The sequence below is a fragment of the Liquorilactobacillus mali genome, from assembly GCF_001437155.1.
GTDB lineage: Bacteria > Bacillota > Bacilli > Lactobacillales > Lactobacillaceae > Liquorilactobacillus > Liquorilactobacillus mali_A.
The window spans coordinates 1-19,703 of sequence record NZ_JQAR01000014.1; the positions used below are offsets into that span (position 1 = coordinate 1).

The 19,703-nt window shown below is 36.2% G+C and carries 17 protein-coding genes and 12 tRNA genes; 27 read left to right on the plus strand and 2 right to left on the minus strand.

Annotation, left to right across the window (positions count from 1 at the left end):
* The first annotated feature begins 65 nt into the window (after positions 1–65).
* From IV36_RS06885 to IV36_RS06945, 13 genes are all read left to right on the plus strand, one after another.
* Positions 66–138 (plus strand) — tRNA-Asn (locus IV36_RS06885).
* A gap of 14 nt (positions 139–152) precedes the next feature.
* Positions 153–244, plus strand: a tRNA-Ser gene (locus tag IV36_RS06890).
* Between the two features lie 12 nt (positions 245–256).
* Positions 257–328 (plus strand) — tRNA-Glu (locus IV36_RS06895).
* 4 nt (positions 329–332) lie between these two features.
* Positions 333–405: transfer RNA gene (locus IV36_RS06900), tRNA-Val, on the plus strand.
* 9 nt (positions 406–414) lie between these two features.
* A tRNA-Asp gene (locus IV36_RS06905) sits at positions 415–488 on the plus strand.
* A gap of 21 nt (positions 489–509) precedes the next feature.
* Positions 510–585 (plus strand) — tRNA-Phe (locus tag IV36_RS06910).
* 1 nt (position 586) lies between these two features.
* Positions 587–669 (plus strand) — tRNA-Tyr (locus IV36_RS06915).
* 11 nt (positions 670–680) lie between these two features.
* Positions 681–754: transfer RNA gene (locus IV36_RS06920), tRNA-Trp, on the plus strand.
* Positions 755–760: 6 nt separating this feature from the next.
* Positions 761–833, plus strand: a tRNA-His gene (locus IV36_RS06925).
* 8 nt (positions 834–841) lie between these two features.
* Positions 842–913, plus strand: a tRNA-Gln gene (locus IV36_RS06930).
* Between the two features lie 21 nt (positions 914–934).
* Positions 935–1,005 (plus strand) — tRNA-Cys (locus tag IV36_RS06935).
* A gap of 58 nt (positions 1,006–1,063) precedes the next feature.
* Positions 1,064–1,148, plus strand: a tRNA-Leu gene (locus tag IV36_RS06940).
* Positions 1,149–2,126: 978 nt separating this feature from the next.
* Complete coding sequence (locus tag IV36_RS06945) at positions 2,127–3,434, plus strand: ammonium transporter (RefSeq protein WP_056991469.1); 1,308 nt, start codon at positions 2,127–2,129, stop codon at positions 3,432–3,434.
* Positions 3,435–3,550: 116 nt separating this feature from the next.
* Here the strand turns inward: IV36_RS06945 and IV36_RS06950 are convergent, their stop codons facing one another.
* The gene (locus IV36_RS06950; RefSeq protein ID WP_056991470.1) at positions 3,551–4,081 is read right to left on the minus strand and encodes a 3'-5' exonuclease; all 531 of its coding nucleotides are present in this window, start codon (positions 4,079–4,081) and stop codon (positions 3,551–3,553) included.
* A gap of 254 nt (positions 4,082–4,335) precedes the next feature.
* Between IV36_RS06950 and murB the strand changes: the two genes are divergently transcribed.
* Both murB and IV36_RS06960 read left to right on the plus strand, forming a co-directional pair.
* The gene (gene murB / locus IV36_RS06955; protein ID WP_056991471.1) at positions 4,336–5,241 is read left to right on the plus strand and encodes a UDP-N-acetylmuramate dehydrogenase; all 906 of its coding nucleotides are present in this window, start codon (positions 4,336–4,338) and stop codon (positions 5,239–5,241) included.
* Positions 5,242–5,330: 89 nt separating this feature from the next.
* Positions 5,331–7,442 (plus strand): cation:proton antiporter, encoded by a 2,112-nt coding sequence (locus tag IV36_RS06960; protein WP_056991472.1) that lies wholly within the window; start codon positions 5,331–5,333, stop codon positions 7,440–7,442.
* A 275-nt stretch (positions 7,443–7,717) separates the two neighbouring features.
* Here the strand turns inward: IV36_RS06960 and IV36_RS06965 are convergent, their stop codons facing one another.
* Complete coding sequence (locus tag IV36_RS06965; RefSeq protein ID WP_056991473.1) at positions 7,718–8,416, minus strand: DUF1361 domain-containing protein; 699 nt, start codon at positions 8,414–8,416, stop codon at positions 7,718–7,720.
* 156 nt (positions 8,417–8,572) lie between these two features.
* Between IV36_RS06965 and cdaA the strand changes: the two genes are divergently transcribed.
* The 12 genes from cdaA to IV36_RS07030 all read left to right on the plus strand — a co-directional run.
* Positions 8,573–9,415 (plus strand): diadenylate cyclase CdaA, encoded by an 843-nt coding sequence (gene cdaA, locus IV36_RS06970; protein WP_056991474.1) that lies wholly within the window; start codon positions 8,573–8,575, stop codon positions 9,413–9,415.
* A complete protein-coding gene (locus IV36_RS06975) occupies positions 9,412–10,518 on the plus strand; it encodes a CdaR family protein (protein WP_056991475.1) in 1,107 nt (368 codons plus the stop codon). Before cdaA ends, IV36_RS06975 begins: the two co-directional genes overlap by 4 nt.
* 38 nt (positions 10,519–10,556) lie before the next feature.
* Positions 10,557–11,906, plus strand: a complete 1,350-nt coding sequence (gene glmM, locus IV36_RS06980; RefSeq protein ID WP_056991476.1) for a phosphoglucosamine mutase — start codon at positions 10,557–10,559, stop codon at positions 11,904–11,906.
* A 920-nt stretch (positions 11,907–12,826) separates the two neighbouring features.
* Entirely contained in the window at positions 12,827–13,135 is a 309-nt protein-coding gene (locus IV36_RS06990; protein WP_056991478.1) for a hypothetical protein, read from the plus strand.
* A gap of 126 nt (positions 13,136–13,261) precedes the next feature.
* Positions 13,262–14,158 (plus strand): phosphate ABC transporter substrate-binding protein, encoded by an 897-nt coding sequence (locus IV36_RS06995; RefSeq protein ID WP_056991479.1) that lies wholly within the window; start codon positions 13,262–13,264, stop codon positions 14,156–14,158.
* Positions 14,159–14,291: 133 nt separating this feature from the next.
* A complete protein-coding gene (gene pstC, locus IV36_RS07000) occupies positions 14,292–15,209 on the plus strand; it encodes a phosphate ABC transporter permease subunit PstC (protein WP_056991517.1) in 918 nt (305 codons plus the stop codon).
* A 1-nt stretch (position 15,210) separates the two neighbouring features.
* Positions 15,211–16,098: a phosphate ABC transporter permease PstA gene (pstA, locus tag IV36_RS07005; RefSeq protein WP_056991480.1), complete on the plus strand. Its 888-nt coding sequence runs from the start codon at positions 15,211–15,213 to the stop codon at positions 16,096–16,098.
* Between the two features lie 12 nt (positions 16,099–16,110).
* Positions 16,111–16,920: a phosphate ABC transporter ATP-binding protein PstB gene (pstB, locus tag IV36_RS07010; RefSeq protein WP_056991481.1), complete on the plus strand. Its 810-nt coding sequence runs from the start codon at positions 16,111–16,113 to the stop codon at positions 16,918–16,920.
* 11 nt (positions 16,921–16,931) lie between these two features.
* Positions 16,932–17,687, plus strand: a complete 756-nt coding sequence (gene pstB, locus IV36_RS07015) for a phosphate ABC transporter ATP-binding protein PstB (RefSeq protein WP_056991482.1) — start codon at positions 16,932–16,934, stop codon at positions 17,685–17,687.
* 16 nt (positions 17,688–17,703) lie between these two features.
* Positions 17,704–18,378: a phosphate signaling complex protein PhoU gene (gene phoU / locus IV36_RS07020; RefSeq protein ID WP_056991483.1), complete on the plus strand. Its 675-nt coding sequence runs from the start codon at positions 17,704–17,706 to the stop codon at positions 18,376–18,378.
* Between the two features lie 200 nt (positions 18,379–18,578).
* Positions 18,579–19,055, plus strand: a complete 477-nt coding sequence (locus IV36_RS07025; protein ID WP_056991484.1) for a FeoA family protein — start codon at positions 18,579–18,581, stop codon at positions 19,053–19,055.
* Positions 19,052–19,703, plus strand: a 652-nt coding sequence (locus tag IV36_RS07030) for a FeoB small GTPase domain-containing protein (protein ID WP_187328436.1), incomplete at its 3' end; no start/stop codon positions are given. The genes IV36_RS07025 and IV36_RS07030, both read left to right, overlap by 4 nt.

Sequence of the window (19,703 nt, forward strand, 5' to 3'; positions counted from 1 at the left end):
CTTAGCGCCGATAGTAGTTGGGGGATCGCCCCCTGCGAGGATAGGTCGTTGCCGTGCTTAGTTATTCCGGCATAGCTCAGTTGGTAGAGCACCTGACTGTTAATCAGGTTGTCGACGGTTCGAGCCCGCCTGCCGGAGTTGTTGTTTATGCTGGAGAGTTGTCCGAGTTGGCCGAAGGAGCATGATTGGAAATCATGTAAACGGGTTATGACCTGTTTCAAGGGTTCGAATCCCTTACTCTCCGTTAGCAGAGAATGACCCGTTGGTCAAGTGGTTAAGACACCGCCCTTTCACGGCGGTAACATGGGTTCAAATCCCGTACGGGTCATATTGGAGGATTAGCTCAGTTGGGAGAGCGTCTGCCTTACAAGCAGAGGGTCACAGGTTCGAGCCCTGTATCCTCCATAATATTACGGTCCTATAGTGTAGGGGTCTATCACGCCTGCCTGTCACGCAGGAGATCGTCGGTTCAAATCCGTCTAGGACCGTTGTATATTTATATTTTTAATGGCTCGGTAGCTCAGTTGGTAGAGCAATGGATTGAAGCTCCATGTGTCGGCAGTTCGATTCTGTCCCGCGCCACCATGGAAGGGTAGCGAAGTCTGGCTAAACGCGGCGGACTGTAAATCCGCTCCTTCGGGTTCGGTGGTTCGAATCCACTCCCTTCCATTTTTAATAATAGGGGTATAGTTTAAAGGTAGAACTACGGTCTCCAAAACCGTCAGTGTGGGTTCAATTCCTACTACCCCTGCCATTGATGGCGATAGTGGCGAAGTGGTTAACGCACCGGATTGTGGCTCCGGCACGCGTGGGTTCGATTCCCACCTATCGCCTTTAAGATTGGGTTATAGCCAAGCGGTAAGGCAAGGGACTTTGACTCCCTCATGCGCTGGTTCGAATCCAGCTAACCCAGTTTTGGATTTGTACTATATCTGGCGGTATAGCCAAGTGGTAAGGCAGAGGTCTGCAAAACCTTCATCACCGGTTCAAATCCGGTTACCGCCTTTAGTTGCTTTTAGGCGCTAACAGTAGTATAGTTTTACTTTGTAATATGATATATTATGCCGGTGTGGCGGAATTGGCAGACGCGCTGGACTCAAAATCCAGTGCCCGTTGAGGGCGTATCGGTTCGACCCCGATCACCGGTATTGATAAAGAGATATCAACGTATATTTTGCGTTGATATTTCTTTTTTTATTATGGAATACGTATACGAAATGAATAAAGGATCATGTTATAAGTGAATTGTCGTCATTAATGGAAAAAACAACAAAACTCATTAGTAAAGCATCATCGTGTACATATTAGTTCAATTCCAATTATTGGTATTTTTTGTAATAATTAAGAAATCTTAAATCTCATGATTGAGTTTTTTTGTTTTAAGAAGTAATCAATTTCCAAAATCTCTGTTATTAGTAATAATCAATGACTAGTGACTATCTTTTTGCTAAGACTTAAAATAGAAAACTTATACTGAATGCCAGTTCATTGGTCTTCTGCTATAAGAGGTGAATCAGAAGAAACAAATAATATTATCACTAAATTATGAATGAAATAGATTGATGGACGATTATGTATCATGAAATGTAAATATCACTAGAATATTCCCTATTAATTGAGGAATCTAAGATCAAAGAAGTTGTTTAGTTATTATTATGCAGTAGCACTGCACGTTAAAAAAGTATGATTTTATAACATTTGTTTTATGAGTCAAACTTAAATTTGAATTTACAGCAATTATTGTTCAGTTACCACTTTATAATTGTTACTGCTAGAAAAGGTTAACGCGAGATTATCTATGAGTAATCTATTTTGAGTAATTTAACTATTTATGGATTGTACACAGGTAAGACTCGCTATAAGAATTGCCAATATATTAATCATATATCCCAGTCAAATACAACAAAATTCATTGCCGCGTAGGTGTGAGATTTCCAATATTGTAAAAGTAGAAATATAAAAGATTTGATAAGCACAGCTTACTTTTAATTAATAAAGGGTAGTTTATCTTTGTAAAAAAAATAAAAATATAGAATTAAATTAGATATAAACAGTTTTAATTTTTTTATGGACAGACAATTGTATGTGATGTTATAATTTGTGACATCAAATAGGGGGGATAATTTATGAATTCAGCTAATACTACATTTTTGATTGTTTCATGTGTCCTAGTCTTTTTTATGACACCTGGATTAGCTTTTTTCTATGGTGGATTGGTTTCAAAAAAGAATGTTGTTAATACAATGTTTTCTGTCTTTGTGATTTGTGGAGTTGCTGTTTTACTTTATGCAGCAGTGGGTTATGAACTTTCATTTAATGGAAATGTTGGTGGCGTAATTGGAACTGTTAAACATTTCTTCTTGGATGGATTGAACTTAGCTCAATTACAATCAAAAGAACTCGGAATTAATGTGGGAACATTTTTACTGTTTCAAATGATGTTTGCTATTATTACACCCGCACTATTCGTTGGAGCAATAGTTGGTAGAATGAGATTCAATTTCTTACTTGTTTTTATTATTTTGTGGTCAATCTTTATTTATTATCCAATGGTACATATGGTTTGGAGTGCTAACGGTCTTCTTGCTTCATATGGTGTCTTGGACTTTGCTGGTGGGACAGTTGTTCATATCAATGCTGGTGTTACTGCTTTGGTGCTTTCAGTATTTCTTGGTAAGAGACTTGATTTTGGAAAAGAAAAACAAAGTCATTACAATTTACCATGGGTATTGTTAGGTACCACAATTCTTTGGATTGGATGGTATGGTTTTAACGCAGGTTCAGCACTTGGTATGACAGAAGTTGCCGTACAGGCATTTCTGACAACTACTGTTGCTACTGCTGCCGCATTGGTTACTTGGATGGTCTTGGACATGATTATTGTCGGAAAGCCAACATTGGAAGGTGCATGTACAGGTACGATTTGTGGACTTGTTGGAATTACTCCTGCAACAGGTTTTGTAACAGGTGCCGGTGCATTTTGGGTTGGTGCATTAAGTGCAATTGTAAGTTATTTGTTTATAACATACGTCAAGCCAAAGTTGAAGTACGATGATCCACTGGATGCGTTTGGTTGCCACGGAGTCTCAGGTATTGTGGGCTCAATTTTAACTGGTGCATTTGCAAGTAAAGTTGCTAACAGCTCTATCAATAATGGATTATTTTATGGTGGTGGATTCAGTCAATTGCTGATTCAAATTGTTGGTACATTATTTACAATTGTATTTGTCACAATTGTTGCAAGCATCTTGGTATTCGTCTTGAAGCTCTTCATGAAGATACGTGTTGAAGAAAGTGCTGAGATTACTGGCCTTGATCAATCTGAACACGGTGAAATTGCCGATTATACTGTTTCAACAGCAAGTTCAGATGTTAGCAAGTATGGTCAGGAGTTCCAGGGACAACTGGCACATTTAAATAATCCCCAAGATTAATCTTATAACACAAAAAAAGAGTTGGTACTTAGCAAAGCCTTATCTCCTATTATCTATCCTCAGAGACAAGGCAGGCAGGTACTAGCTCTTTTTTATTTAAAAATAAAATTTGATAATTATTTTAATTTGATATAGTTTGATATCTTATCAATGCCATAATTTCTAATCTGGTATAGCAAAATATCGGCGCAGGCGCGACTATCATCTAATGCATTATGATGATGTTTTAGCGTAATATCAAGATTTGAACAAATTGTATTGAGCTTGTAGTTATCTAAATCAAGAAGGTTGCGACTTGTTGTGAGTGTATCGAGAACTAGATAATTTGGAACAGTTAAATTATCTAGTTGGAGAGTATGACTCAAAACACTGCAGTCAAAATTGGCATTATGAGCAACAATCAATCTATCCTTGGTAAAAAAATTGGATATATGCGGCCATAATTCTGCAAAGGTGGGGGCATCCAGCACATCTTTTTCCCTTATTCCGTGTATTTGAGTATTGCGCCAGTAAAATGACGCTTGAGGATTAATTAAAGAATACAGTTCATCAATTACTTGATTATTTTCAACGACAGTAAGTGCAACTGAACAAGCACTATTTCTCTTTGCATTAGCAGTCTCAAAATCAAATGCAACGAAATTCATAGGTAAATCCTCCTAACCTCTAAAATGTTTGTGAGCAAAATACCACAATTTAATCTTAATTTTAGCAGAAAGAGGAAAAATATTAAAGACTCACGGAATTTTTCAAGTTATTAATATTTAATGAAATAAATGATTTATTTATACAAATGAACGCAAAATTTTATAAAATGTAATAGTGTGTATTTGAGTATGTGGTGCTTAAGAAAAAAGTGCTACACTTGAATGAGATGTTAATGAATGTGGGGATATTTGAAATGAGACAGATACAAGAGTTATTTGTAGAAAAATTTGGTGAAGAAAAAATAAAAATTGAAAGATCACTGTCAGAGTATACTAATACAAAAACAGGCGGTCCAGCTGAAATACTTGCCTTTCCAACGGAGTCTGAAGATATTTGTGAGATGATTAATATAGCAAATGAGCATCAACTGCAGGTAACCGTTATTGGAAATGCAAGTAACCTTATTGTAAGAGAAAAAGGTATAAGAGGATTAGTAATAATCTTAACTAGAATGAATAGCGTGAGGATTGAAGGAAACAAGGTAATTGCAGAATCTGGTGCACCTTTAATAGGTGTTACAGAAAGAGCCTATAATGCCAGTTTAACTGGAATGGAGTTTGCTGCAGGAATTCCGGGTAGTGTCGGAGGAGCAGTGTTTATGAACGCTGGTGCGTATGATGGAGATATAGGGCAAGTAGTTAGTGAAGTCGAGGTTTTAACTCCTCGGGGGGAGACAAAGACGTACACAACCGAAGAACTAAATTTTTCATATAGACACAGTAGAATTCAAGATGAGCAAGACATTGTTTTGAGAGCTGTTTTTAAATTGCAAAGTGGAGAAAAAAAAGAAATTAGGGAAAAAATGGATAACTTTAATTTCTTGAGAGGTGCTAAGCAGCCATTAGAATACCCATCCTGTGGTAGTGTTTTTAAGAGGCCGAAGGGACATTTTACTGGTAAATTAATTCACGATGCAGGGTTACAGGGATTTATGATTGGTGGGGCACAGGTTTCTCTCAAGCATGCTGGTTTTATCGTTAACAGAGGAAATGCCACAGCCTCTGATTACATTGCTGTCATAAATCACATAAAGAAAGTTATTAAACAAGAATTTTCAGTCGAATTACAAACGGAAGTTAGAATTATCGGGGAAAAATAGTTTATTTTTGGAGTTTTGCAAAAACAGAGGCAGACTCCTTTTTTTTTAGTCAATTTTTTGTAATAATAATATACGGAGGTGTTAGCTGGATGTCGATTGTCGAAACAGTCATTGGTCTTGTTTTATTAGTCTTATTATCAAATTTAATTAATCATTATTTTAAATCTATTCCTGTTAGTTTGATTCAAATTATTTTAGGAACTATTGTTGCACTTATTTTTAATTTAAAAATTGACTTGGAGTCAAGTTGGTTTTTATTACTTTTTATCGCGCCATTGTTGTACAACGATGGACGAAAATTTCCTAAGGAGGAACTTTGGAAGCTAAAAGGTGCAATTTTTAATAATGCCATTATTTTAGTGTTTATTACTATGATGCTCGGGGGCTATTTAATTCACTTAATCATACCTGCGCTACCTCTTCCAGTAGGAATTGCATTAGCAGCAATTCTAGCACCGACAGATCCTGTCGCTGTACATTCAATATCGAAACAAGTCAAGCTGCCTGATAACATACTTCATTTAGTTAGTGGCGAAAGTTTGATAAACGATGCAAGTGGGTTGATTGGATTTAAGTATGCTGTAATGGTAGCAGTAACCGGTTACTTTTCACTTAAAACGGCCTTGGTAGATCTTTTTTATTTTGGACTTGTTGGATTTGTAGCCGGTTTTGTACTGATAACAATTGTCGTATTGATCATTGAGTGGTTGATTGTTAAGGGATTCAATGATGTCGTTTTTAATACAGTACTCCAGCTATGTGTACCGTTCATCATATATTTATTAACTGAAGAATCATTTCATGCATCTGGTGTAATAGCGGTCGTCGTCGCTGGGGTTGTTTTTGCATCTAAGCGTAATTCTTTTATTAGGATTCAGCCCGAGATCAACATTGTCAGTGAAAGAATGTGGGATTTGATCGTTTATCTTCTAAACGGGATAATGTTTACGATTTTAGGAGTAGAATTACCTGTTGCAATGCATGGAACTATTGAAAATGAAGATATAAATACTTTTTCGGCAATCTTTTTTGTTTTTGTAATGTGGGGAATATTACTACTAATTAGAATAGTTTGGACATACTGCTATCAGCTTTTTACTGATGCAAAAGCAAAGTCAATGAAGGAAAGATTAAAGGTTGCGTTATTATCTGGAATATCTGGTGTTCGTGGTGCTATTACGATGGCCGGTGCACTTACTATTCCGACGCAGATTGCATCAGGTGAAGCCTTCCCTGAAAGATCTCTGGTATTGTTCATTGCTGCTGGTGTAATTATTTTGAGTATGGTGGTTGCAATAATTGTGTTGCCATTTATTTCTGGAGATGTAGCCTTGCAAACACGTGGTGGTTTGGGTGATTTGGATGCCAATAAAGTTTTAGAGACAACGGAAGATGAGGATGAAGATGAGCAGCTTGAAATTAGTAGTAATAAAGCAAAATTATATATTCTTAAAACTGCTGTTCGAAGTCTTGAAGGAGAAAGACGGATGGGCAATGAACTGGCTGTATATCATCTAATTTTGGAGTATCAGTTCATGATAAAACGACTTGAAGTCAATGAATATGCCGATGACTTGAATAAAGCAGCGACTTCAGATGAAATTAAGTTACATAAGGTGGCATTAAGGGGTCAACTTAATGAACTAGAGAGGCTCCATCAGACAAATCAGATCCAAGAAAAAGTGTATCATAAGTTCAAAAAGTCCTTAAAAAATCAGTTGAAACGAGCTGATCATAAGGCTAAGATTCGGCAAGAATGGCCGTTCCCAACTATAATGGAATCCATAAGAAAGTTTTGGCGCTCAATTTCACTGTGGGTTGGCATTAGACAAGACGAAAAGTATGGTGTTGGTGTTAGACTTGTCGAGCGATCAATTGCAAAAGCCGCAATTAAGGCACTTTCGGAATACCTCAAGAATCCTGAAGTTAATGAGAAAAAAATAAATCGAGAAGTTATTTATCATATGATAATTACCTATAGAAGTATCATTGAGAGACAAAAAAGTGAAGAAGGACTTTCGGGCAAAGATTATCAAGAACAAGTTAGAAGACTCAGGTTCAAATCAATTGCTGCACAAAGAGCTGCACTTCAGTATTTAGTTGAGCAAGGCTATGTTAATCATCAGGCGGCAATTAGCTTGCGGCAATACATTAACCACGAAGAAAGTCTGAATTTACGAGCATCAATCTTACCAAGTTAATTTGTGTAGAGTTATCCTTTTCTAAGGAAGACAGGGCAAGCACAAAAACTTACTCATATAAATAAAGAAGCTGATTCAAAAGTTATTTTTTGGACCAGCTTCTTTATTTATTCCGTAACATATCCTGTAATTCAAAAATTTCAGGTTAGTCTCCAATTTTCGATTACTCATAGCAGATTTAAAATTTTGTGTTAGTACCCTAAATTTACCAACTTATGGTGTATTTCTTTTTATAAGAATTAAAATTGGAAGAGTATAACCGTTATTTTTAGAAATTATTGCTCTTTCTGTTTGTTATTTTGCTCTAGTAATTCCTGATTATTCGCCAATGAACTTCTTGTAATATCAAAGGAAAAACAAAAAATTAACTGAATAATTGTCATAAAGCCAATGAAAACCAGCATTCTTGGATTCCACATTTGGATGAGCTCTGCAACTACTTCTTTAGGAGCGATAAAGAGATATGCCGTATGAAGCCTCAAAAACCTGCCAATATAGATTCCCACAGAGGAAAAGACTATTAAGGCTGAAACCAAAAGAATTTTATTAGTTTTAGACCATAATTTAAATTTAATCAGGATTGTATCCGCAACATGTTCCAAACTCCAAAATCCCATTAATGAACATCCAAGAGCACTTGTAACCAAATTGGTGAATTTTAACCAGAGATGGAGATTGAATTCCATTAATCCTGTTGAGCTGTTATAAGGATCTAGCATTGCCAAATGGAAGAGATCAGTAATAACATATGGGGCATTCGGATAAAATAGGAGCCACAGGACTATCAAAATTACGAGTATTGGCGTTTTCTTTTGAACATCAATATGCATTGCAATTTCAATTGGAATATAGCCTAAAAAAGTGTTTAATAAGAGAAAACTGTATATCCCATTGTGAGATGAAACAGTAATATATATATATAGCATAAAAAGATAAAAGGAGAGTCGAACTATCCATTTGTTTAACGTTGACATAAAATCACCCAATTTCCATTATAACTATTCTACATAATTAGTAATGGAAATTGAAGAATAACAAAATAACTTTTGTATTTTTTAACTATTTGGTTGTTCCACAGAAATAGATATATCTGTGCTATAATTAATTTAAATTTCCTAGGAGGTAAAATAATGAACATTGCTTGGGACAGCCTTTTCTCATGGCAAAATGTAGCAAATATAATAGATATTCTAGTGGTGTGGTACGTAATATACAAATTGATGATGCTACTTAGAGGAACTAAAGCCGTTCAGTTGTTTAAAGGTGTAATCATAATAGTATTGATTAAACTTATAAGTTGGTTCTTTGGTTTGCAGATGGTCTCGTGGGTAACTGACCAGATAATTAATTGGGGCTTTATCGCTATTATAATTATTTTTCAACCAGAGATCAGACGTGGACTTGAACACCTTGGCAGAGGTTCTGTTTTTTTTCATAATAGAAAACAAAATGAAAATGAACGCAACATGATTAAGGCGCTTGATTCAGCAATTCAATACATGTCGAAACGTCGGATAGGTGCTTTGGTGACAATTCAGAAAAATACAGGTTTGGAAGACTATGTAGAAACTGGTATTAGACTGGATGCAGATATTACAGGTGCATTACTAATTAATATTTTTATACCGAATACACCATTACATGATGGAGCGGTTATAATTAAGGATAATAAGATTGCTGTAGCAGCAGCTTATCTCCCGTTATCAGAAAGTAACCTAATTCCAAAAGCTCTTGGAACAAGACACAGAGCTGCAGTTGGTATTAGCGAAGTTACGGATGCACTTACCATTGTTGTTTCAGAAGAGACCGGTGGAGTAACCATTACAAAAAATAATGAGCTATTAAGAGATCTTACCAGAGATGACTATTTGAAGCTATTGAAGAAAGAATTAATTGTTGAGGAAAAGGATAAAAAAGAAAATAAGCTTTTGTTATCTTTCGTCAGTTTTTTTGAAGGGAGGAAGAAAAAATGAATTTTAATAAATTTATTGATTCTCCTCTTTTTTACAGAGTGATCGCACTTGTGTTTGCAATATTGCTTTTTGCATATACGAATGAAGATAAGCTGAGCAGTACCAGAAACAGCACAGATTCAACCATGTTAGCAAATGCATCAACTACGATGAATGTAGCCTTACAACTGGAAGTAAATAGTAATAAATATTTTGTTACTGGCTATCCAGAAAAAGTAAAAGTAAGAGTTTCTGGCTCTAAAGCGATGGTAACTACAATTTCAAACACACGGAATTTTAAGATCTATGCTGATCTGACAAATTTAAAACCAGGAACCCACGAGGTGACTCTGAAACAATCAGGGTTGAATAGTGACTTGGATTATACGATTAGTCCTAAAAAAATAAAAGTCACAATCAGTAACAGAAAAACTAAATCTTTCCCAGTACAATTTAATTATGATAAACAAAGGATTGCTAGCAACTATAGGGCTGGAAGCCCAACTGCTGATCCAGATGTAGTCAGTGCCACAGGGGCTTCTTCTGAGGTCAACAAAATATCAGAGATCATTGCAGCGGTGGAGATTCCGAAAGGAACAAAAGAAACATTTAGCCGTTCAGTATTGTTGCAAGCTGTGGATGATAAGGGTAAAATTCTCAACGTGGTTATCTCACCACAGACTGTTGATGTGAAAATACCAGTCTATAGTGAGACTACAACAAAGAAGGTACCGATTCAACTTGCAACAACCGGAGATGGTGATTCTGATAAAAATTATACGTTGAGTAGTTCAACTGAGACGGTGACGTTGTCGGGAACGAAGAGTAATTTATCCAGCATATCGTCTTATAAGGTTTCGGTTCCAATTGACGGTGTGTCGAGTACGACAACTAAGGATATTAATCTTACTTCTCCTAAAAATGGAGTAACTATTGTTCAGCCTAAGAGTGTTAAAGTAAAAATAACTGTTGGTGATTCTTCCAGCGGTGAGTCTACTTTATCTTCACAAGGCTCAAGTAGTTCTGAGAGCGAAACATCAAGCTCTTCTGCAAAGTCAAGCCAGGATGAGTCAGAAAGTGAAAGTCAAACTTCTTCACAAAGTTCTTCAAGTAGTGAAGATTGATAATTAAAATTTAGTAGTGAAATGAGGATTAACTAGAAATGAAATATTTTGGAACAGATGGAGTTAGAGGTATTGCAAATCAAGAACTTAGCCCTGAGCTTGCATTCAAGCTGGGTCGCTGTGGTGGATATGTGCTGACAAAGCATGCAAGTGACACTAAGCCACCTAAGGTTTTAGTTGCACGTGACACAAGAATTTCAGGCCAAATGTTAGAACAAGCATTAATTGCTGGTTTACTTTCGGTTGGTATTGAAGTCTTTTCCCTTGGTGTCATTACCACACCAGGAGTTGCGTATTTAGTTCGGGTACAAGATGCTGATGCAGGTATTATGATTTCTGCATCCCATAATCCAGTTGAAGACAATGGTATTAAATTCTTTGGTGGGGATGGATACAAGCTGTCTGATGAAAAGGAAGAAGAAATCGAAGAACTGCTTGAATCTGGAGTTGACAATTTACCAAGACCATCTGCAGTTGGCCTTGGAACTTTGAGTGATTATCATGAAGGTGTGTTGAAATACACACAATTCCTAGAACAGACAATTCCAGATAATTTGGAAGATCTCCACATAGCAGTTGATGGAGCAGATGGGGCAACCAGTGGACTGGTATCGCGTTTATTTGCAGATTTGGGTGTTGAATTTGAAACGATGGCAACTGAACCTGATGGATTAAATATTAACAAAGGTGTTGGTTCTACTCATCCAGAAGCATTGGCAAAATTTGTTGTTGAAAAAGAAGCACAACTAGGTGTTGCCTTTGATGGCGATGGGGATAGATGTATAGCGGTCGATGAACTTGGTAACATTGTTGATGGCGATAAGATTATGTATATCTGTGGTAAATATTTGAGTGAACGTGGCAGATTAAAGAAAGATACGATCGTTACTACCGTAATGAGTAATATTGGTTTGTACAAGGCAATGGAAAAGCATGAACTACATTCGGTAAAGACACAAGTAGGTGATCGCTATGTTGTTGAAGAAATGAGAAAAGATGGCTACAATTTGGGTGGAGAACAATCTGGACATGTGGTTTTTCTCGACTTCAATACAACCGGTGATGGGATGCTTACGGCTTTGCAGTTACTCAATGTAGTTCAAAAGACGGGGAAAAAATTGTCAGAACTCGCTAGTGAAGTTACTAGCTACCCGCAAGAATTAGTCAACGTAAAAGTGACCGATAAAAAAGCTGCCTTAGAAAATGAGGCAATCCAAGAAATAATTAAACAAGTTCAACTTAAGATGGGTTCTGAGGGCCGTGTTTTAGTTAGACCTAGTGGAACTGAGGATCTTCTTAGAGTTATGGCAGAAGCCAAGACGAAGGAAGAGGTTCATGAATATGTCATGCAAATAGTAGATGTGGTTAAGAGTGAGATGGGCGTGTAAAAAGCCCAAGAGGGTAGCTTTTAAGTAAAAGATCTACGCGTAAAGAGTGTGTGGCATAAGTAAATGACCTTGGTTACTGATGTGAATAAAGATATTCATTACTAAGTGATTTGAAGTTAGCAAGAAATTTTGACTTATGGAAATCTGTACACAGAATCAAGAGGGATTAGATCAAAAATTAATTTTTGACCCAATCCCTCTTTTTGTTTGTAATGAAAAAGTATGCTAATTGAAAAAAAAACGAACTCCAAGATTAATTAACCTAAAGATCAGATAGAATAGGAGGGACACAAAGACATAGAAAAAAATCATTAGGAGCAGTGGTACAAACCAATATCTGGTTTGAATGAGCATGATCCCAATGTTAAAGATTTGGAGAGTCTCATTGTAGTGGCCTAATAGTGAAATAATAATTTTAAGGATACACAGGACAGCTCCTAAGAAAAAACTAAGCTTGAATTGTTTCGAATTTATCAAAATATTGTTCCTCCCAATACTGAAGCAAGACTACATCTTATAGCAAGGCTACATCTTATAGTATAAGATAAAAATAAAAATAATAAAAATGGAAAAGCATTGACAACGTTTACTGAAAACGGTATCATAATAGACGTAAGGTAATTACTATTTTACCTTCTAATCAATTCTCTTTCTCTCTTATGCCAGAGGGGGCTAGGCCAAAGTATATATTTTGGTCTAGTCCTTTCTTTGTTTTTACACAAAAATGTCACTTAATCAAAACTTTTATTATGGGCTATCAATTGTCTAGGGTTTACCGACTTATTTCACCTTGCTATTATCAGTCAAGGTCACGAATTATTTTTATAGAGATAATAAATGTGTTAAATGACTGGCAAAAAGATTTGTTGACTTAATATTAGCTAACTATCTATACTTATTTGTGAAAGGATGAGGATTAAATGAAGAGTCATGAAGTTTTAACACTGATTGAGGAAATAACACGAAACGACGGAACAAAGTATTTTGAAATATCAAATATGGTTCAAAATGGTAGGGCCGAATTAGCGGCACAGAGGGGATTAATTAAGGAAGTCAGAATTTTACAGCTCAATATACCTCGTTCGACTAGTGTGATTGAATATGAAAAGTACATAAATGAGAATTTTGAGATGCCTGGAGAGAAGTTTGACCATTTTGAAGAATGGACAAGAACAGATAAGATAAATAAGATTGTTAAACAGATACTGGCTGAGAACCATATTTCTTAGCTTTTAGAGTGGGCTATGTTTAGATGTAAAAGTATTCCTTTACATAAACGTTACAATAAAGTGACTTCTATCTTTACATTCGTGTAATAGAATAATGCTTGTAACAACGAAAGGAAGAAGAAAAAAATGAAAAAGCTCACTAAAATTGCTACAGTTATTATTGCTGCTTCAGCTATTCTTGTTGGATGCGGGAAATCTAATTCAAGTTCGTCATCTTCATCTGCTTCAAGTAAGGCAGTATCAGGTAAGATTACAATCGTTGGGTCAACAGCCTTACAACCATTGGTAGAGAAAGCTGCAGAAAATTTCCAAGCAGATAATTCTAAAGTAAGTATTACTGTCCAAGGTGGAGGTTCTGGAACTGGTTTGAGCCAAGTTCAGTCTGGTGCGGTAACGATTGGTAATTCAGATATCTTTGCACAACAAAGTGATGGTATAACAGCAAGCAAACTTAAAGACAATCAGGTTGCTGTTGTGGGAATGGCTCCTGTTGTTAACAAAGATGTAGGTGTTACAAACTTAACAATGAAACAATTACGTGAAATCTTTACTGGTAAGATTACTAACTGGAAAGAAGTTGGCGGCAAGGATCAGAGTATTGTTTTGATTAACCGTGCAGAAGGTAGTGGTACTCGTGCTACATTTGAAACAAATGTTATGAACGGAGAAACAGCTGCTAAGTCTCAAGAACAAGATTCAAATGGTACTGTTCAAAAGATGGTTGCTGAAACACCAGGTGCTATTAGTTACCTAGCCTTCTCGTATGTTACATCTAGTGTTCAGGCATTATCACTTGATGGTGTAAAACCAACTGATGCAAATGTAACAACAAACAAATGGAAAATTTGGTCATACGAACACATGTATACAAAGGGTACACCAAATACTGCAACAAAGGCATTCCTTGACTACATGAAATCTGATAAAGTTCAAAAGAGCCTAGTTAAAGAACTTGGTTACATTTCAATCAGCAAGATGAAAGTTCAAAAAGATGCAAATAACAAAGTAACTGATGTTAAATAATAAATCGTAACGTTGTGATCTCCAACTGTATAATGATTGAATCATGATTGTTAAACAATGGGTGATTAATGGGGGCGAACTAAGTGAAAATTCATTTGGTTCACTCCCAAGTTTTGGTGGAGAGGTGATTTTAATGGATCCTATCAAGGATAAGATTCAAAGCACATCAAGGGAAACAAGACAAGATATAATTGGCAAAGTTCTGTCATATTCTTGCATATCATTAATAGTGATTGTTGTGTTATCAATTTTTGCTTTTGTTGCAACAAAGGGTTTAGCAACTTTTGTAGTTAATAAAGCAAGCTTAGGGGATTTTCTTTTTGGAACAAATTGGAACCCTTCTGCAACGGATAAAGCAGGTAATCCGCTCTTAGGAGCTTTGCCAATGATTACTGGTTCTTTCGGAGTAACAATTATTGCTGTTATTTTTGCAGCTCCATTTGCAATTGGAACAGCATTGTATATGACAGAAGTAGCATCCAAGCGTGGTGAAAAACTACTCCAAAGTGTTATTGAATTACTGGTAGGTATTCCTTCTGTTGTTTATGGTTTTATCGGATTATCTGTGGTTGTACCATTTGTTAGAACACATTTTGGTGGATCTGGATATGGAATATTATCTGGTGCTTTTGTTCTTTTTGTAATGGTTCTTCCAACTGTTACATCAATGACTGTTGATAGCTTAAGAGCAGTTCCAAGATATTACAAAGAAGCTTCATTAGCATTGGGTGCAACAAAGTGGCAAACAATTTACAAAGTTCTTTTACGTTCGGCAACATCTGGTATTTTGACAGCAATCATCTTTGGGATGGCTCGTGCATTTGGTGAAGCACTTGCTGTTCAAATGGTTATTGGTAATGCTTCAATAATGCCAAAGAGTTTACTAGCTCCAGCTTCAACTTTAACAAGTGTACTTACAATGGGAATTGGTAACACTGTCATGGGCACTGTAGGTAACAATGCTCTTTGGTCACTCGCTTTAATGCTATTATTAATGTCATTGGTTTTCAACATCATTGTAAGATTCATTGGACGCAAGGGGAGAATGTAACATGAAAACAAAATTACAAAATAATGTGGCTATCACAGTTATTCGTGTTATTGCTGCTTTAGTTGTCTTAATCCTAGCTTTTTTGTTAGGTGATATTTTGATATCAGGCATTCCTCATATTTCATGGCACTTTTTGACTGCAGCTTCGCAATCATTCACAAGTGGTGGAGGAATTGGGGTACAGTTGTTCAATTCCATTTATTTGTTAATATTGACTTTAATAATTTCTTTTCCAATCTCATTAGGTGCAGGAATATTTCTGTCTGAATATGCTCCAAAAAATATTTTTACTGCTACTGTGCGGATGGCAATTGAAGTTTTGAGTTCGTTACCATCTGTTGTTGTTGGATTATTTGGATTCCTATTATTTGTTGTCCAAATGGACATGGGTTTTTCAATTTTATCTGGTGCAATTGCACTTACATTTTTTAACCTGCCGTTATTGACAAGAAATATTGAAGAATCACTTAGAGCAGTACCAGACCTGCAAAGAGAGGCTGGTTTATCCTTGGGATTATCTAAGTGGAAGACAGTTACTAAAATTATTTTACCAGAGGCACTTCCTGGGATTGTTACAGGTGTTGTGCTAGGTGCAGGTCGTGTGTTTGGTGAAGCGGCTGCTTTGATTTATACCGCCGGTCAAAGTGCAACAAATATTAATTTTGGCAACTGGAACCCATTTAACTCGACTAGTCCACTCAATCTAATGAGACCAGCTGAAACTTTAGCAGTGCACATTTGGAAGATTAATTCTGAAGGTGTTATGCCTGATGCAGCAGCAGTTTCAGCCGGTTCATCTGCTGTTTTAATAATTGCGGTTTTGATTTTCAATTTCTCTGCTCGAGTAATTGGTAATCAATTATATCGTAAATTGACAGCAACCAAGTAGGAGGATTTGTTGATGGGTATTAATAAATATGATTTTAATGAAAAAAATATTTTAAAATTTGATTCTAATGAACATGAGCTCGCAATTGTTACTAAGAATTTACAGGTTTTTTATGGTGACAAGCATGCTCTTTTTGATGGTGATTTAGAATTTGAAAGATACAAAATTACTTCTTTAATAGGAGCTTCTGGCTCTGGTAAATCAACGTATTTGCGCTCACTAAATCGAATGAACGATAATGTTGCTCGAGTAGAAGGTGAGATTCTATATCGTGGATTGAATGTGAATTCAAAGAAGATCAATGTGTACGAGATGAGAAAACACATTGGAATGGTTTTTCAAAGACCTAACCCTTTTTCAAAGTCTATCCGTGAAAATATTACTTTTGCTTTAAAAGAACAGGGACTGAAGAATAAGAAGAAATTAGAGGAAATTGTTGAAACGAGCTTAAAGGATGCTGCACTCTGGGATGAAGTTAAGGATGATTTAGACAAGAGTGCATGGTCGTTGTCAGGTGGACAACAACAGCGTCTTTGTATTGCCCGCACAATTGCAATGAAACCTGATATCTTACTTCTTGATGAACCTGCTAGTGCTCTTGACCCAATTTCAACCAGTAAAATTGAAGAGACATTAGTTGAATTAAAGAAACGCTACACAATTATTATTGTGACTCATAATATGCAACAGGCTTCGCGAATTAGTGATTATACTGCCTTTTTCCATTTAGGCCATATTCTTGAATATGATAAAACAAAGCATATTTTTACAACACCAAAAGTCACTGCAACAAACGACTATATTTCTGGGAACTTTGGCTAGGAGGCACTAATATGGAAGAATTTATTACTACAAAGGATATACACCTGTACTATGGGGAAAAAGAAGCATTAAAAGGGATTAACCTATCTTTTCCGGCCAAAGGAATCAATGCATTGATTGGACCATCTGGTTGTGGTAAATCAACTTATTTACGGACGCTTAATCGCATGAATGATTTGATACCTTCCGTTACTATGACTGGAAGTATCATGATTAATGGACAGGATATTTATAGCCCAAAAATGGATACAGTTGATCTTAGAAAAAAGGTTGGGATGGTTTTCCAACAACCTAACCCATTTCCCTTCTCAATTTATGAAAATGTTACTTATGGATTGCGCATAGCTGGTATAAAGGACAAGCAATTGCTGGATGAACGTGTCGAGCAAAGCTTAAAACAAGCGGCTGTTTGGGATGAAGTTAAGGATGACTTGCATAAAAGTGCACTCTCACTTTCGGGTGGACAACAACAGCGTGTTTGCATTGCTAGAGTATTGGCCGTCCAGCCAGATGTTATTTTACTAGATGAACCAACTTCGGCACTTGATCCAGTGTCAAGTGGTTTAATTGAAGATATGCTTTTAACAATCAGGGATAATTATACTATTATTATAGTGACACATAATCTACAACAGGCTTCAAGAATCTCTGATAGAACGGCTTTCTTCTTGAACGGAGAGTTAATTGAAGAAGGAAAAACGAAGAGTGTATTTCTCAATCCGAAGAGACAAGAAACGGATGATTATATTAGCGGACGGTTTGGATAAGCGAGGGGGAATTAAGATGAGAAAAATTTTAGAGGAACAGATTGAAAATCTCCACCAAGATTTTGCTAAGATGGGTTTTGATGTTGCAAAGTCTATTGAAAATGCAACAAATGTTTTTGAAAATCATGATGAAGCACTTGCAAAAAAGGTTTTGGAAAATGATTCTGCAATAAATGAAAGTGAAATCTACCTTGAAAGAAAAACGGCCCAAGTTATTGCGTTACAGCAACCAGTTGCTAGCGATTTAAGAGTGCTGATCACGATCTTGAAGGCGAGTTCAGATTTAGAAAGAATCGGTGATCATGCAGTAAGCGTTGTTCATTCAACTAAGCGGATCGATACAAATAGTCGTAACCAAGAAATTGAGGATTTACTAGTAAAAATGAGCAAGCACGTTCATAAAATGTTGTTGGATGTAATCGATGCTTACGTTCACAATGATGAAGAAAAAGCTCGTAGTCTCGCGGCTGATGATGAAGTGAATGACGATTACTTAAGACAAGTTAGAAGAAAAGCACTTGACGCAATGCAAAGTGATCCTAAATTTGTTAGTGTTGGTCCAGAATACATGGTTATTGCCACACATTTTGAAAGAATGGGTGATTATGTAACAAATGTTTCAGAATGGATTGTATATACAAATACTGGAAGAATTGTAGAACTTGGACCAACCGATTCTACAAGAGAATAATTAATTGATTGAGCAAAATGAAAATTTTTTTATGTTCTAAAACCCGTTTCTCTGGGCTTTATTAAAGATAGTACAGAGGCTGCACAAGACATGATAGTTTTGGCAGTCTTTTTTTTTACAGAAAAAGATTGTACTAGAAAAAAATTTGTGATATTTTTTACATAAATGAAAATAGTTCTCATTTAGAGGTGAAGTAATCGTTGAAATCTTTAGCTGAAATTAATAAAAAGGGTAGTTATATTATCACAGAAATCTTAGGAAACAAGAAATTAGTAAGACGTCTTAATGAAATTGGAATTGTGAACAACGAAACAATTACTTTGCTGAGTGGAACTAGTGAAACGGGTAAAGTAATTGTTTTAAAGGGACAAAGGCTGGCAATAAATTCCTTACTTGCGGGCAATCTGTTAGTAATCAGTGCTGATGAGCAAAGAGATGATGACTTGAAAAGACTGTCTCACTTGAATGTTGGTGATAAGGGAATTGCAATTAAGATCAATGGCTCTCGTCCTTTGAGGAAAAGATTGCTAGATATGGGATTAACGGGTCATACCTTGATTAAGGTGTGTCAAGTTGCTCCACTGGGTGATCCTATAGAGATTGAATTACGTGGGTATAAGCTGAGTTTACGTAAAGAGGAAGCTGATTATGTGGTTGTTAGGAGTGTTGAGGAATGAAAAGTGTTGCCTTAGTGGGAAATCCGAACAGTGGGAAAACGACCCTTTTTAATTTGCTTACGGGCTCAAACCAAACAATTGGTAATTGGCCAGGCGTTACAGTTGAAAAAAAATCGGGTAAATTGAAAACGAATGCTAGCGTTGCTATTCAAGATTTACCAGGTACATATTCTTTGTCACCATACAGCATTGAAGAAAGGGTTACTCGCAACTTTATAATAAGTCAACAGCCGGATTTGGTTGTGGATGTAGTTGACTCAACGAATCTTGAAAGAAATCTTTATTTAACATTGCAGTTGATGGAAACCGGAACCCCTTTGGTACTGGCAATGAATATGATGGATATTGCTGAGAAATCAGGCAAGAAGATAAACATCAGCAAGCTTTCTTATCTTCTGTCGCTAAAAGTCGTGTGGATAAGTGCGTTAAAAAAGAGAAATATTCATAAATTAGAAAAAGAAATCGAAGGTAATCAAACAGAATACACATACCCTGAGTATGATGAAAGGCTTGAGAGTGCCTTGAGTATGATTCAGGATACAATTAGAGATGTTGTCCCAGCGGACAGTTTACGTTGGTATGCGATTAAACTATTTGAGTGTGATGAGCAAATCAATGATGAGCTCCAACTTAGTGAAAAAAAAAAAA

Bases quoted from the DNA above. Each gene is read 5' to 3' on its own strand.
- IV36_RS06945 (WP_056991469.1), top strand. From the start codon at position 2,127: ATGAATTCAGCTAATACTACATTTTTGATTGTTTCATGTGTCCTAGTC.
- IV36_RS06950 (WP_056991470.1), bottom strand. From the start codon at position 4,081: ATGAATTTCGTTGCATTTGATTTTGAGACTGCTAATGCAAAGAGAAAT.
- murB (WP_056991471.1), top strand. From the start codon at position 4,336: ATGAGACAGATACAAGAGTTATTTGTAGAAAAATTTGGTGAAGAAAAA.
- IV36_RS06960 (WP_056991472.1), top strand. From the start codon at position 5,331: ATGTCGATTGTCGAAACAGTCATTGGTCTTGTTTTATTAGTCTTATTA.
- IV36_RS06965 (WP_056991473.1), bottom strand. From the start codon at position 8,416: ATGTCAACGTTAAACAAATGGATAGTTCGACTCTCCTTTTATCTTTTT.
- cdaA (WP_056991474.1), top strand. From the start codon at position 8,573: ATGAACATTGCTTGGGACAGCCTTTTCTCATGGCAAAATGTAGCAAAT.
- IV36_RS06975 (WP_056991475.1), top strand. From the start codon at position 9,412: ATGAATTTTAATAAATTTATTGATTCTCCTCTTTTTTACAGAGTGATC.
- glmM (WP_056991476.1), top strand. From the start codon at position 10,557: ATGAAATATTTTGGAACAGATGGAGTTAGAGGTATTGCAAATCAAGAA.
- IV36_RS06990 (WP_056991478.1), top strand. From the start codon at position 12,827: ATGAAGAGTCATGAAGTTTTAACACTGATTGAGGAAATAACACGAAAC.
- IV36_RS06995 (WP_056991479.1), top strand. From the start codon at position 13,262: ATGAAAAAGCTCACTAAAATTGCTACAGTTATTATTGCTGCTTCAGCT.
- pstC (WP_056991517.1), top strand. From the start codon at position 14,292: ATGGATCCTATCAAGGATAAGATTCAAAGCACATCAAGGGAAACAAGA.
- pstA (WP_056991480.1), top strand. From the start codon at position 15,211: ATGAAAACAAAATTACAAAATAATGTGGCTATCACAGTTATTCGTGTT.
- pstB (WP_056991481.1), top strand. From the start codon at position 16,111: ATGGGTATTAATAAATATGATTTTAATGAAAAAAATATTTTAAAATTT.
- pstB (WP_056991482.1), top strand. From the start codon at position 16,932: ATGGAAGAATTTATTACTACAAAGGATATACACCTGTACTATGGGGAA.
- phoU (WP_056991483.1), top strand. From the start codon at position 17,704: ATGAGAAAAATTTTAGAGGAACAGATTGAAAATCTCCACCAAGATTTT.